The organism is Variovorax sp. FW305-3-2-15-B-LB1, from assembly GCF_058787635.1.
In genome coordinates, this window is the sequence record NZ_JBYSZY010000054.1 from 1 (window position 1) to 13,993 (window position 13,993).

Genomic DNA, 13,993 nt, shown 5'->3' on the forward strand with positions numbered 1-13,993 from the left:
CGGGTAGGGCGTGCCGGCCTTGGCGTTCTCGTAGGGCGAGAAGGTCTGGATGAACTCCCACTCGTCGGGCAGTTCCGGGTCGCCGTACTCCGCGATCCACGAGGCGCCGGCCGACAGCTGCGTGTAGCGCTTCATGTCGAGCAGCGCCACCTCGCTCACGATGGCGCCGTACAGCTGCGGGTACAGCGTGAGCATGTTGCCCATGAGCAGGCCGCCGTTGCTGCCGCCCATGGCGCCCAGGTGCGCGGGCGAGGTGATGCCGCGCGCGAACAGGTCCTGCGACACGGCCGCGAAGTCTTCGCAGGTGCGCAGCCGGTTCTCCTGCAGCGCGGCCTGGTGCCAGCGCGGGCCGTACTCGCCGCCGCCGCGGATGTTCGCCACCACGTACACGCCGCCGCGTTCGAGCCAGGCACGGCCGATGCCGCCGCTGTAGCTCGGCTCCAGCGAGATCTCGAAGCCGCCGTAGGCGTACTGCAGCGTGGGGTTCGTGCCGTCGGCCACCAGGTCTTTCGCAGCGATCTCGAAGTAGGGCACGCGCGTGCCGTCCGCCGAGGTCGCGAAATGCTGGCTCACGCGAAAGCGCGAGGCGTCGAAGAAGCCGGGGCTGTGCTTCAGCGGCTGCGGCTCGCCCTGGCCGAGGGTGCCGATGTACAGCGTGGTCGGCTGCAGGAAGCCGCTCACGGTCAGGAAGTAGTCGTCGCTCTCGGTCTCGTCGATGCCGCCGGCCGCCACGCACGAGAGCGCGGGCGCGCCGCCCAGGCTGTCGCGCGCCCAGTCGCCCAGGCCGTCCGCGGGCGGCGTGAGCACCTCCAGCCGGTTCACCACGTCGTGCATCACGTTGAGGATGAGGTGGTGGCGCGTCCACGAGTAGTCGTCGAGCGCGGTGGTGTCGTCGGGCTCGAACAGCAGCGTGAGCTCGCGCGCGCCGGCCATGTAGTCGTCGAAGCGCGCCGCCAGCAGCGAGCCGGCGGTGTAGGTGCGGCCGGCCACGCTCCAGTCTTCGCGCGGCTCGATCAGCAGCCACTCGCGCGTGACGCCGGTGTTGGCGTCGTCGGGCACGTCGATCTTGGCGAGCGTGCCGTCGGGCGCGCGCAGCCAGGTCTCGCTGTCGTAGAAGTCGATCTGGCGCGAGACGAAGTCGCGCTCGAAGCCGGGCGTGTGGTCGCTCCAGGCGCTCACCGACATGTCTTCGTGCGCGCCTTCGTACACGGTGACGGCCTCGGCCAGCGGCGTGCCGCGTTGCCACTCTTTCACCAGGCGCGGGTAGCTCGAGCTGGTCATGGAGCCGGGGCCGAAATCGGTGCCCACGTACAGGTGGTCGATGTCTTTCCAGGTGACGTGGTTCTTCGCCTCGGGCAGCGCGAAGCCGCCTTCGACGAACGACATGCTCACGAGGTCGAACTCGCGCACCACGTCGGCATCGGCGCCGCCGCGCGACAGCGAGATGAGGCAGCGCTCGTACGCGGGCTCGAGGCAGTCGGCGCCGTGCCAGACCCAGTTCTCGCCGTCCTGCGCGGCCAGAGCGTCGAGGTCGAGCACGGTCTCCCACGCGGGCTCGGGCGTGCGGTATTCATCGAGCGTGGTGCGGCGCCACAGGCCCTTGGGGTGCGCCTTGTCGCGCCAGAAGTTGTAGTACAGCGTACCGATCTTGCTGACCATCGGAATGCGTGCGTCCGAGTCGAGCACCTCGAGCAGGCCCTGCTCGATCGCCTCGAAGGCCGGCGACTGCGCATAGGTGTGAACGGCGCGTGCATTCTGCTGGCGAGCCCAGTCCAGAGCGGCTTCGCCGTCGATGTCTTCGAGCCAGAGATGGGGGTCGTCGTTGTGCGCAGAGGTCATGCGGCACAGTGTACGAAGCCCCCGTGAATGCGGCGGCCTGTGAGCAGTTGTTGCTGCATTCGAGGCGCGTCGATTTTTTCATTACATGTGGATGCGCGCCCCGGCCATCCTTGGGGCAAACCCCTGTCCCGGGCGTGCCTTCCCCCGGTGGAAACACTGAAGAAGCGAAGGCCCACGAACGCGATGCCCACGGTATCCTGCCGGACGGCGCATGCCCCAACGAGGAGAACCACACATGAAACACCTGAGCGGTCTTGATGCCACCTTCCTGCACCTGGAAACCCCCGAGATGCCGATGCACGTGGGTTCGCTCAACGTGCTGGACCTGCCCAAGGGCTACAAGGGCGACTTCTACGAAGACGCCAAGGCCTTCATGGCCAGCCGCATCCACCTGGCCGACGTGTTCACGCGCAAGCTCGCGCTGATGCCCTTCGACATGACCAATCCGGTGTGGGTCGAGGACGACGACATCGACCTCGACTACCACGTGCGCCACATCACGCTGCCCAAGCCCGGCACCAACCGCCAGCTGCAGCAGTACGTGGCACGGCTGCATTCCACGCTGATGGACCGCAGCCGGCCGATGTGGGAGTTCTTCATCATCGACGGCCTCAAGAGCGGCCAGGTGGCGCTGTACACCAAGGTGCACCACGCGGGCATCGACGGGCAGGCCGGCGTCGAGCTGGGCAAGGCCATCTTCGACCTCGAGGCCACGGGCCGCGTGATCAAGCCGCCGCGTGCGCGCCCGCGCAGCAACGGCTACCAGCTGGGCATGGCCGAGCTCGCCACGGCGGCGCTGCGCAACACGGCGCAGCAGTACGTGAAGCTCTTCAAGATGGCACCGGCCATCGCGCGTGCCATCGGCGGCCTGGCCCAGCCCGACGGGAAGGCGGCCGACAAGGCGGCCGCCACCGCGCCGAAGAAGTTCAATCTCTTCGCGCCGCGCACCTCGCTGAACGTGTCGATCACCAACCAGCGCACCTTCGCCGGGCGCACCATCTCGCTGGCCGAGACCAAGTACATCGCCAAGCACTTCGGCGTGTCGCTCAACGACGTGGTGCTGGCCACCGTGGCCGGCGCGCTGCGCCACTACCTGGCCGACAACAACGAGCTGCCGGCCAAGCCGCTGGTGGCCGGCGTGCCCGTGAGCCTGCGCGAGGCGGGCGACCAGACGGCCAACAACCAGGCCAGCATGATCCTCGTGAGCCTGGCCACCGACATCACCGATCCGCTGCAGCGGCTGAAGGCGATCAACGCCTCGTCGAATTCCTCGAAGTCGACGATGAACCGCTTCAAGGCCGTGATCCTGGACGACTTCCCGACCTTCGCCGCGCCCTGGCTGGTGTCGGGCATCGCGTCGATGGTGGGGCGCTCGGGCATCGTCAACCTGCTGCCGCCGGCGGCCAACGTGGCGGTCTCGAACGTGGCGGGCGCACCGTTCCCGATGTACTTCGCGGGGGCGCTGGTCACCTGCTACTACCCGGTGTCGATCGCCAGCCACGGCACCGCGCTCAACGTCACCGTGCAAAGCTACAACGGCCGCATGGACTACGGCCTGATCGCCTGCCGCCGCGCCGTGCCCGACATCACCGAGATCGGCGATTACCTGCTGGCCGAGCACAAGCTGCTGATGGAGCTGACGCAGAAGCACCCGGCCGTCTCCGGCGCGCCGGCCACACCGCCCAAGCCCGTGGCCGCCCCCGCGCCGGAAGCCGACGAAGAGGCCCGGGCCGCTGCGCCGGCCCGCAAGCCGGCCGCGCGCAAGAAGGCGCCGGTGAAGGCCGTCGCCGCCAAGAAGACGGCGCAGAAGGCCCCGGCCAAGGCCACGCCGGTCAAGGCGGCAGCGAAGAAAGCCCCTGCGAAGAAGGTTGCGGCGAAGAAGGCCGCACCCCGGCCCGCGGCCCGCAAGGCCGCCGCATCGCCCCGCGCCGCTGCGGCATGATCGACAGGGCCGGCCCGGCCTGGACAAAAAATTGGGGCAGTTGGACTAGTTTTCCAACCGTTCTAGTTTTCCAGGCCTAGGCCCTGCGGAAGATGATTGGCCCATCGCGATTCCCCGCGAGCCAATCAACTTCAAGGAAATCTCACATGTCCACGCAAACCAACATCGCTTCCGCCGCCATCCACGTCGTCGGCCAGTACAACGACGCCGGCAAGACCCTGGTCGGTGCCTACCGCACCGGCGTGCAACGCCTGCTGGGCGGTGCCGCTTCGCGCTACAGCGAGTTCCTGGGCAACCGCCAGATCCCGCTGGTGAGCGAGCAGATCAAGGCCAACCTGATCGGCGCGCAAGAGAAGGTGCATGGCTTCCTGGCCAACCGCCTGGACATCGACACCAGCCGCATCGTGAACGTGATGGACCGCGTCGCTGCCGGCACCACCAGCGGCATCGAAACCGTCGCCAACCGCGTCGCCCAGATCGAATCGCCCGCCGCCACTACCGTGCTGAACGCCCTGTCGGCCGTGAACCAGCCCTTCGCCACCGTGTCGGTGCAGATCGCCGACCGCATCGTCGCCGGCACCAAGCAGATCGAAGCCCGTGTGAGCGGCACCGAAGAAGCCGCCCCCGTGCGCACCGTGAAGGCCAAGGTCGCTGCGGCCAAGAAGCCGGTTCGCCGCGCTGCCCGCAAGGCGGCCTGATCCCGGGGCGCTGACCGCGCCCTTTTCATTCCTTACGCCCCTGGAGCACCCACCGCATGGCGACCCGTCCCGATGACACTGCAAAGTTGAAGAAGAGGGCGGCGCCTGCGAAGAAGGCTCCGGCGGTCAAGAAGAAAGCCGCGCCCCGCAAGGCGGCGCCGGCTGCGAAAGCACCGCCCGCAGACACTGCTGCGGCCGGCACCAACAAGGCCGAAGCGCTGCTGCGCGCCGGCCTCAAGGCGCTGGACAACGTGCGCAACGACGTCGCCAAGCGCCAGGCCAACGTGATCGAAGGCCTGCTCGGCATCGGGCACGGCAAGGCCGACGCGGCCGGTGCCAAGGCGGCGCTGACGCGCGGCTTCCCCAGCCTGGACACCTTCGGCATCCGCAAGTTCGAGGACGTGTTCGACCAGCGTGTCGCCACCGCCCTGCAACGCCTGGGCATGCCCAGCGCCGACGAGGTGCAGGCCCTGCGCGACGAGGTGGCGCAGTTGCGCGAACGCCTCGCGACACTCGAGAAACCGTCCGGCCCACGCGCCAGTTCAGGCGGCTCCGGCGGCAAGCGCTGAGCGGCACACAACGCACGCAACACGCCGCTTGTGGCCAGCTCCAACACCACGCGCGATCGCATCCTGCAGACCAGCCTTGCGCTGTTCAACGCGGAAGGTCTTCCGGCCGTGTCCACGCACAAGATCGCGGCCGAGCTCGGCATGAGCCCGGGCAACCTGCACTACCACTTCAAGGCCAAGCAGCTGATCGTCGAATGGCTGTTCCGGCGCTTCGAGCAGCGGCTCGAGGTGCTCAACGGCTCGTCGGCGTCCATTGCCGCCATCGACGACCTGTGGCTGGCGCTGCACCTGCGCTTCGAGGCCATCGACGAGTACCGCTTCATCTACCGCGACATGGCCTTCCTGGCCAGCGAGTACCCGGCCCTGGGGCAACGCGCTCAGGCCATGACCGCGCAGAACCTGCTGGCGGCCCAGACGCTGTGCGAAGGGCTGGTGGCCTCGGGCGTGATCGAGACCAGCGCCGAGCAGGCGCGCATCCTCGCGCTGCAGATGGTCTTCACCACCACCTGCTGGCTCTCGTTCGAACGGCTGGTGCCGGGGCGTGACGCGCTGGCGCAGGCCGACCCCGGTTTGGCGGCTTTCTACACACTCACGCTGGTTTCTCCGTATGTTTCCAGCGAATCGAGGGCTTATCTTGATTACCTGAGGGGCAAATACCTCGGATAAATGAAGTCGTCGTCCGACGGGGCATGCAACTTCGCACCCCCATCGTCGTCCTACAGAAGAAAGAACAGAAAGGAAGCCGCCATCATGACCACCGCCACCCACGAACCCATCGCTCCGCCGTCGCGCCTGCTCTTGCTGGCCGAAGCGCGCGCCCTCTGGGAAACCGGCGCCGGCCTCGCCATGTGGCCGCTGCTGCAGCTCGCGCCGCGCGGCGACGGGCACCCCGTGCTCGTGCTGCCGGGCCTGGTGGCCAGCGACATGTCCACGCTGCTGCTGCGCCGCTACCTGTGCAGCCGCGGCTACGACGCGCACGGCTGGGGCCAGGGCCGCAACCTGGGCCCGCGCGCCGGCGTCGAGGACGGCATGGTCGACCTGCTCAAGACCCTGGCCGACAAGAGCGGCCAGAAGGTCAGCGTGATCGGCTGGAGCCTGGGCGGCGTCTATGCGCGGCTCTTGGCCTCGGCGCAGAAGGACCTCATCCGCAACGTCATCACGCTCGGCAGCCCGTTCTCGGGCAGCCCGCGCGCCACCAATGCCTGGCGCGTGTACGAAGGCGTGAGCGGCCAGAGCTCGCACGACCCGCGCCGCATGAAGTTCGTCGAACCCACGCCGCCCGTGCCCACGACCTCGATCTTCAGCCGCACCGACGGTGTCGTGGCATGGCGCTGCAGCCTCGAGAAGACCGGCCCGCAGTCCGAGAACATCGAGGTGGTGGCGAGCCACCTGGGGCTCGGCGCGCACCCGGCCGTGCTCTATGCGGTGGCCGACCGGCTGGCGCAGCCCGAGGGCGAGTGGAAGCCGTTCAACCGCGGCATGCTCGGGCCGCTGGTGTACCCGGACCCGGACCGCAACGTCTGACCTGAGGCGAACGCTCCCCAATAAAAAAGACCGGCGAATGCCGGTCTTCTTCTTTGGGGCTCCAGATTTGGTTCTTCAGGCCCCGGCCCACACGTCGAGCACATAGCGCTGCTCGGCAATCATCTTGTCCATCCACGCTGCGCTGTCCTGTCCGTGCTCGCGCGCGAGGTCGCTGAGCGTGCGCCGCACGTCGGGCTCCATGCGCGAGCCGTCGCCGCACACGTACACCACGGCGCCCGCTTCGAGCAGCTTCCACACGGTCGCGCCCTGTTCGCGGATCAGGTCCTGCACGTAGACCTTGCGGTCGCCGGCGCGCGAGAAGGCCGTGTGCAGTTTCATCAGGCCGCGGTGCGACCAGGCCTGCAGCTCTTCGGCGTAGATGAAGTCCTGCTCGGGGTGGCGGCAGCCGAAGAACAGCATCGCCTCGCCCAGCGCGTCGCCGCGTTCGACCTGCGCCGCGCGCGCCTGCAGGAAGCCGCGAAACGGCGCCAGGCCGGTGCCCGGGCCGATCATGATGAGCGGCCGGTTTGCGTCCTCCGGCAGGCGGAAGCCCTCGGCCGTGGTCTCGCGGATCACGCCGTGCACCGTGTCACCGGCCTCGGCGCGCGCCAGGAAGTTGGAGCACACGCCCTCGAAGGTGCCGTTGCCCGACATCGCGGGCGCGCTCACCACGCCCACCGTCACGCTGCAGCGCCCCGGCGTCATCGTCGGCGACGAGGAGATCGAGTAGTAGCGCGGCGACAGCGGCGACAGCATTTCCAGGAACACCGAGAACGGCACCTGGCAGGCGCGGTGCTCTTCGAGCAGTTCGAGCAGCGACTTGCGCTTGTGCAGCACCTCGGCCTTGTACGCGGCCTGCGAGGCCTCGTCGCTGCCCGACAGCGCCTGCAGCTTCGGCTTGGTGAAGGGGCACTCGGTGTGCGCCGCCAGCGTGGCGATCTGCTTGCGCGTGGCCACGTCCTGCAGCTCGACGTAGTCGCCCAGCAGCCGATCGACCGCGATGACCTGGTCGACCGGCAGCGCCGCCTTGCGCCCCGGCACCGCCGACAGCCGCACATGCGCCGAGCGGTCGAAGCCGAAGCGCGCCATCGCGCGCTCGACCTGCGCGGGGCTGTTGCGCGGCACCACGCTCAGGTGGTCGCCGGGCACGTAGTTCACGCCTTCGGGCAGCATCAATTCGACGTGGCGCGTCGAGCGTCCGGCCTCGCCGTTGGCGCCGGCGCTTTGCAGTTCGCGGTTCTCGATCACGCGCAGCGGCACGGCGCCCAGCGCATCGACCAGCGCGTTCTTCTGCGGCGGCGGCAGCTCTTCGAGCGTGTACAGCGGCTCGGCTTCGGCCGGCGTGTCGGCGCCGTTCTTGATGTCGAAGGTCTTCACCAGCGCGGGCCACAGCGCGTCGCTCCAGTCCTGGAAGGCGCCGTCCATGTCTTCGCGCGCATCGCCTTCGCCGCGCTCGTGCACGCGGTCGGCGCCCAAGGCTTCGAGCCGCTCGTCGATGCGGCGCGGCACCGCCTGGTAGGTGGCGGCCCAGTCGGTGTTGCCGCAGCCGAAGACGCTGAAGCGCACGCCGTTGAGCGAATCGTCGGCCTTGTCGAGCCAGCGGTGGAACTCGGCCGCGTTGTCGGGCGCCACGCCGTTGTACGAGGCGCAGACGATCGCCACCGCGCCGCTGGCCGGCAGCCGCTCGGCGTAGTCGTCGAGCGAGGCCAGCTGGGTCGAGAAGCCGCGCAGCTCGCCGGCCTCGGCCAGCTGGCGCGCCAGGTCTTCGGCCGTGCCGAGGTTGGAGCCCTGCAGCACCAGCAGCGAGGTGCCGTGGCGCGCCGCCTGCGGCTTGCGCGCGGCGGGCTTCGTCGGCGTGGCGGGCGCGGCCGCCGCCTCTGCGTTGCCGCGCGGGCGCGAGGCCGGGTCGCGCAGCAGCGCCTTGATCTTGAAGTTCTCAGGCTTGATCGTCAGCGCTTCCTTGATCTTGAGCTTGTAGCCCGTGTGATCGACGAGGTTGAAGCGCTGCAGGATCATGCCCAGCGTGAGCACCGCCTCCTGCAGGGCGAACTGCCGCCCGATGCAGGCGCGCTGGCCGTTGCCGAAGGGCTTGAAGGCGTTCACGGGCCGCTCGCGCTCGGCCTCGCGGCTGAAGTGGTCGGGGTTGAACTGGTCGGCGTCCTCGCCCCAGATGCCCTTGTCACGGTGCAGCGCGAGCGCATGCATGATGACCATGTTGTTCTTCTTGATCGTGTACTGGCCGCCGATCTTCGTGTCTTCCTTGGCGCGCATCGAGATCGCGGGCGCGGTCGGGTACAGGCGCAGCGATTCCTTCAGCACCTGCATCACGTACTGCAGCCGGTTGACCTGCGCGTAGGTGGGCTTTTGCGTGGTGTCGCCGCCGAACACGCTGTCGACCTCGGCCTGCGCCTTGGCCATCGCCTCGGGGTTGTTCAGCAGGAAGTAGATGGCGAACGACAGCAGGCCGCTGGTGGTCTCGTGGCCCGCGATGAGGAATTCGATGCACTCGTCGCGGATCATCTTGTCGGTGAGCTTCTCGCCGCTCTTCTTGTCCACGCCCGCGATCATGTAGCTCAGCAGGTCGGGCTTGGTGGCGATGTCGGCACCGCTGGCGCGCCGCTCCTCGATGATGTCTTCCACCATCTTGTGCATGTAGCGGATGTCCTTGCGCTGCTGTGCCAGCTCCTTCTTGAGCATCAGCTCCTCGAGCGGAATGCCGCGCCGGTTCTGCACTGTCTCCAGCGTGCGCACCATCGCATCGACGAAAGGATGGAAGCCCTCGCGGTAGAACGAGTTGAAGCGGTAGCCGAAGCCGCACAGGCCGATGGTGTCGAGCGTGAGCGCGGTCATGTCGCGCACCACGTCCACCTCTTCATCGAAATTGAGGCGCTCCCACTTGGTGACCAGTTGCCCCGCGATGTCCAGCATCATCGGGTGGTAGGCCTGCATCGCGCGCTGGCTGAAGTTGGCCAGCAGGATGTTGTGCGGCTTGGACCACGTCTCCTCGTGCGTGTCGGAGGTGAACAGGCCGTGCGACGCGGCGCGCAACCGGCGCAGCGCGCCGCGCGTGCTCTTGTCGAAGCGCGGCTCTTCGCACAGCTCGTCGACCAGCGCGGGCGACGACACCACGATCACCGGCATGCCCGGCATGTCGAGCCAGTAGATGCCGCCGAGGTCCTGCGCGATCTTCCACATGTCGAGCACCGGCGAGTCGGAGCCGATGGACAGCAGATTGCCGACGAAGGGTTTCTTCGCCGGATGGGGGATCGGATGGAGCGAGTTCTTTCCTGCCATGGTGTACCTTGTTGTGCCTTCGGTATGGACCCGCTTCGGATGTCCGGGATGCGAATCCGGAGTATCCCGATGGCACAGGGGGTGGGCAGGACGGGGTTTCCCTTAGGAGGCGCGGGGGCCTTTCACAGAGTCAGTTCAGGGCGCAATCACGCCGATGGGGCACCTTGCTCCGCGAATGTCCTCCGCCCTTCGGGCTCCCCCTTGATTTCGCTGCGCAAGGCACCCCATCAGCGTGATCGTCATTCACAGTGCGCGTTGATCGGTGAGCACCAGCCGCGTGTCCTCGTGCACAGGGCACTGGGTGCTCCCCGCAGCGAAATCAAGGAGGAGGGGCGAAGCCCCGGGGGACATTCGCGGAGGGGAGTACCCGGTGTCCTGGGTACGTACCCCGAAAGCACTCAGGGCCGGACCATCTTGCAGTCGGTGCCCTGCGCCAGCTCGTTCCCGGTATAGACCGCATCGGTGCGGAAGCCGTAGTTGGTGCCTTCCCAGCCCGTCTTCACCGCCTTGCCGTCCACCGGCGCGATGGTGTTCACCACCTGCGGCAGCAGCAGCTGGTGGTCTTCGCCGCGCATGCGCACCGGGCCCACCACCGAGTCGAAGCTCAGGTCTTCGAGGGCGCGCGCCACCTTCACCGTGTCGGCGCTGCCGGCCTTGGCGATGGCGGCGGCCAGCAGGCGCGGCGTCAGGTCGATGCGCGGCGCGAGGAAGTCCTTGCCGGTCTTGGCCTTGTAGGCCTTGGCCAGTGCGTCGACCTTCGGCGTGTCGGCCTGGCCCGGGTGCCATTCGGCCACCCAGGTGAGCTGCCCCGTCTTCGCCTGCGACACGGCCGTGACGGTGCCCGGCACCGAGCCTGCGCTGTGGTTGAAGTAGCGCAGGTTGTAGCCCGCGTCGCCCGCGGCCTTCTGCAGCAGCGTCATGTCCTGGCCCCAGTTGCCGGTGATGACCGAGTCGGCGCCGCTTTGCTTGATGTTGGCGATGTAGGGCGCGAAGTCCTTCACGCGGCCGATCGGGTGCAACGTCTCGCCGACGAACTGGATGTCGGGGCGCGCCAGGCCCACCAGCTGGCGGCCGTAGCTGGCCCACTGCTTGCCGTGGGCATAGTCCTGGTTCAGCAGGTAGACCTTCTTCACGTCCGGCGTCTTCTTGATGTAGTTGGCCAGCGCCTTCATCTTCATCGCCGTGTTGGCCTCGGTCTGGAAGTGCCAGAAGCTGCAGCCCTTGCCGGTCATCTCGGGGTCGATCGAGGAGTGGTTCAGCACGATCAGCTCCTTGCCCGGGTTGCGCTGGTTCCAGCGCGCCACGGCCAGCACCAGCGCCGTCACCACCGACGAGCCCGAGCCGCCCGTGACGATCGCCTTGGCGCCCTGGTCGATGGCCGCCTGCAGCGCGCTCTGGCTTTCCTGCGCCGAGAGCTTGCTGTCGAACTGCAGCAGCTGCAGCTTCATGCCGCCGAGCACGCCGCCCTTGGCGTTGATGTCCTCGATGGCGTACTGCGTGTGCATCAGCATCAGTTCGCCCACGTTGGCGAACGGCCCCGACAGCGGATCGATGTAGGCGATCTTGTAGGTCGGCTGCTGGGCCTGCGCTGCCGTGCCGGCGATGGCAAACAAAGAGGCAAGGGCGATCCGCGCCAAAGGCGCATGCGTGAGCTTCATGAAGTGTCTCCGGAGGGTGTGTGAAAGACGGAATCAGTGCTTCGCGCGCAGCCCGATCACGCGGCTGGCCAGTTTCGTGAGCTGTGCCACCACCTCGTCGGGCGAGAGGCGCCCGTTGGGGCGGTACCAGCTGTAGAGAAAGCCCGGCAGGCTGCAGGCTGCGAGCGCGGTGATCTTGGTCTCGTCGAAGTCGAGGTCGCCGTCGCGCCGGGCTTCTTCGAGCAGCGGGCACAGCAGGTCGTAGAAGTGGTGCGCGAGCTTCTTCTGCGCTTCGAGGTATTCGGGGCGGTACACCTGCGGCTCGCGGTACGCGAAGAAGGCCACCGGGTGGTGCGCGATGGTGGCGCGGATCAGCCCCTCGATGCCTTCCATCACCTTCTCGCTCGCGCGGCGCGGGTCGGCGGCGGCGAAGTCGAGCGCGGTGAAGCAGTCGACCGCGGGGCGCCACGACAGCGTCTCGAAGATCTCCTGCTTGTCGCGGAAGTAGTAGTACACGAAGGGCTTGGTCACGCCCAGCTCGCGCACGATCTGCGCCATGGTCGTGTTGGCGTAGCCCTGCGCGGCAAACAGCTGCGCCGCCGCCTGCAGGATGCGCTCGCGCTGCAGGTCGGTGCCCTGCGTGGCCGCGCGCTGGCGGCCCGTGCCCTGCGGCAGGTGCGGCTGCGCGGCCAGCGCCGTGTGCGTGGCAGAGGGTTTGTTCGGTGTCGCGGAAGTTATACCCATGGGTAGGATTGTTCGTGCACCATGCCGCATTGGCAAGCGCCGGCCATGCGCAGGCGGCTATCGATAACCCTGAGAAAGTGACGCCATGGAGACAACGCCCGCCACCCCCACACCTGCCGCTGAACGCTTGAAGGAACTGCCGCCGCGCGTGCAGCAGCCCCTGCACGCCTACCTGCGCGACCACGCACGCACGCGCGGCGACGCCACCGCCTGCCTCTGGTACGGCCAGGCCCTGAGCTGGGCCGAGCTCGACCGCGCGAGCGACGCCTTCGCCGCACGCCTGCAGGCCCTGGGCGTGGCCAAGGGCGAACCCGTGGTGCTGTTCCTCAACAACTGTCCGCAGTACCTGGTGGCGCACTTCGGCATCCAGAAGATCGGCGCCATCGTCTGCCCGAGCGGCCCGCTCAACAAGGAGCACGAGCTGGCCTACCAGGTCAACGACCTGAAGGCGCGCGTGATCGTCGCGGCCGCGCCGCTCGTGCCGGTGGTGCGCAAGGTGCAGGCCGAGAGCGCGCTCGCGCATGTGTTCGTGGTGCACTACGCCGACCTGCTGCCCGCCGAGCCCACGCTCGACCTGCCGGCCGAACTGGCCGCCGAGCGCACCGCCGAACGCAGCGTGCCCGAAGGCTGCGAAGACTTCCTCGCCGTGATGCGCAGCGGCGCCACGCCGCAGCCCGTCGCCATCGACATGGACGACATCGCGCTCATGACCTACACCTCGGGCACCACCGGCCTGCCCAAGGGCGCGATGCTCAGCTACGGCAACGCGCTCTTCAAGACGCGCGCCGCGGCCGACTGCAACGGCGTGGGGCCGGACGACGTGCTGCTTTCGATCGCGCCGCTGTATCACATCGCCGGCATGCTCATGGGCGTCAACGTGCCCGTGCTCAGCGGCGCGGCCTCGGTGCTGATGCACCGCTTCGACCCGCGCGCCGTGCTGCAGGCCATTGCCGCCTACAAGGTGAGCTGGTGGTACAGCATCGCGCCGATGAACGTGGCCTGCATGCAGGTGCCCGACATCGCCCGCTTCGACCTGTCGAGCCTGAAGATGAACCCGGTCACCAGCTTCGGCATCGCCTTCACCGAACCGCTGGCCGCGCAGTGGCGCTCGCACGCCAACAACTGCAGCTCGTTCGAGGCCGCCTACGGCCTGAGCGAAACCCACACCTGCGACACCTACACGCCGCACGTGGCGCCGCGCTGGGGCACGCAGGGCGTGCCGGTGCCGGGCGTGACCATCCGCATCATCGACACCGAGACCCAGGCCGACATGCCCACGGGCGAGGTCGGCGAGATCGTGCTCACCAGCGCCGGCTCGTTCAAGGGCTACTGGAACAAGCCCGAGGCCACGGCCGCCACCTTGCGCAACGGCTGGGTGCACACGGGCGACATGGGCAAGCTCGACGCCGACGGCTACCTCACCTTCATCGGCCGCTTCAAGGAAATGATCAAGGTCTCGGGCTACAGCGTGTTCCCCGAAGAGGTCGAGACCATCCTCATCAAGCACCCGGCGGTGGCGCAGGCGGCGGTCATCGCGCAGCCCGACCCCGAGAAGGGCGAGGTCGTGAAGGCCTTCATCGTGCGCAAGCCCGGCGCCGCGCTCGAGGCCGACGCGCTCGTGGCCTGGGCGCGCGAGAACATGGCGAGCTACAAGGCGCCGCGCGCCGTGAGCTTCATCGATGCATTGCCGACCACCGGCGCGGGCAAGGTGCTGCGCCGCCTGCTCAAAGACAAGACCTGAAAGGC

The 13,993-nt window shown here is 68.2% G+C and carries 10 protein-coding genes; 6 read left to right on the plus strand and 4 right to left on the minus strand.

Annotation, left to right across the window (positions count from 1 at the left end):
• On the minus strand, window positions 1-1,839 hold a 1,839-nt coding region (locus AC3WQR_RS25310; protein ID WP_492744438.1), incomplete at its 3' end, for a prolyl oligopeptidase family serine peptidase.
• 235 nt (window positions 1,840-2,074) lie between these two features.
• Between AC3WQR_RS25310 and AC3WQR_RS25315 the strand changes: the two genes are divergently transcribed.
• The 5 genes from AC3WQR_RS25315 (at window position 2,075) to AC3WQR_RS25335 (ending at window position 6,572) form a co-directional block, all read left to right on the plus strand.
• Window positions 2,075-3,781, plus strand: coding sequence for a WS/DGAT/MGAT family O-acyltransferase (locus tag AC3WQR_RS25315; protein ID WP_492744440.1), 1,707 nt, complete (start codon window positions 2,075-2,077; stop codon window positions 3,779-3,781).
• A 146-nt stretch (window positions 3,782-3,927) separates the two neighbouring features.
• Window positions 3,928-4,479, plus strand: a complete 552-nt coding sequence (locus AC3WQR_RS25320; RefSeq protein ID WP_095950081.1) for a hypothetical protein — start codon at window positions 3,928-3,930, stop codon at window positions 4,477-4,479.
• A gap of 86 nt (window positions 4,480-4,565) precedes the next feature.
• A complete protein-coding gene (locus tag AC3WQR_RS25325; protein WP_492744442.1) occupies window positions 4,566-5,048 on the plus strand; it encodes a phasin family protein in 483 nt (160 codons plus the stop codon).
• A 30-nt stretch (window positions 5,049-5,078) separates the two neighbouring features.
• Window positions 5,079-5,714, plus strand: coding sequence for a TetR/AcrR family transcriptional regulator (locus tag AC3WQR_RS25330; RefSeq protein WP_070063831.1), 636 nt, complete (start codon window positions 5,079-5,081; stop codon window positions 5,712-5,714).
• An 84-nt stretch (window positions 5,715-5,798) separates the two neighbouring features.
• Complete coding sequence (locus tag AC3WQR_RS25335; RefSeq protein ID WP_095746971.1) at window positions 5,799-6,572, plus strand: esterase/lipase family protein; 774 nt, start codon at window positions 5,799-5,801, stop codon at window positions 6,570-6,572.
• Between the two features lie 75 nt (window positions 6,573-6,647).
• Here the strand turns inward: AC3WQR_RS25335 and AC3WQR_RS25340 are convergent, their stop codons facing one another.
• The 3 genes from AC3WQR_RS25340 to AC3WQR_RS25350 all read right to left on the minus strand — a co-directional run bounded on the left by AC3WQR_RS25340 (window position 6,648) and on the right by AC3WQR_RS25350 (window position 12,247).
• A complete protein-coding gene (locus AC3WQR_RS25340) occupies window positions 6,648-9,866 on the minus strand; it encodes a bifunctional cytochrome P450/NADPH--P450 reductase (protein WP_492744444.1) in 3,219 nt (1,072 codons plus the stop codon).
• Between the two features lie 398 nt (window positions 9,867-10,264).
• Window positions 10,265-11,524 carry a branched-chain amino acid ABC transporter substrate-binding protein gene (locus AC3WQR_RS25345; RefSeq protein WP_159274664.1) on the minus strand — a complete coding sequence of 420 codons (1,260 nt, stop codon included), beginning with the start codon at window positions 11,522-11,524 and terminating at the stop codon, window positions 10,265-10,267.
• Between the two features lie 33 nt (window positions 11,525-11,557).
• Window positions 11,558-12,247, minus strand: a complete 690-nt coding sequence (locus AC3WQR_RS25350) for a TetR/AcrR family transcriptional regulator (protein WP_492699568.1) — start codon at window positions 12,245-12,247, stop codon at window positions 11,558-11,560.
• Window positions 12,248-12,374: 127 nt separating this feature from the next.
• On the opposite strand from AC3WQR_RS25350, the gene AC3WQR_RS25355 reads away from it, so the two are divergent.
• Window positions 12,375-13,988 (plus strand): AMP-binding protein, encoded by a 1,614-nt coding sequence (locus AC3WQR_RS25355; RefSeq protein ID WP_492744485.1) that lies wholly within the window; start codon window positions 12,375-12,377, stop codon window positions 13,986-13,988.
• The last annotated feature ends 5 nt before the right edge of the window (window positions 13,989-13,993 follow it).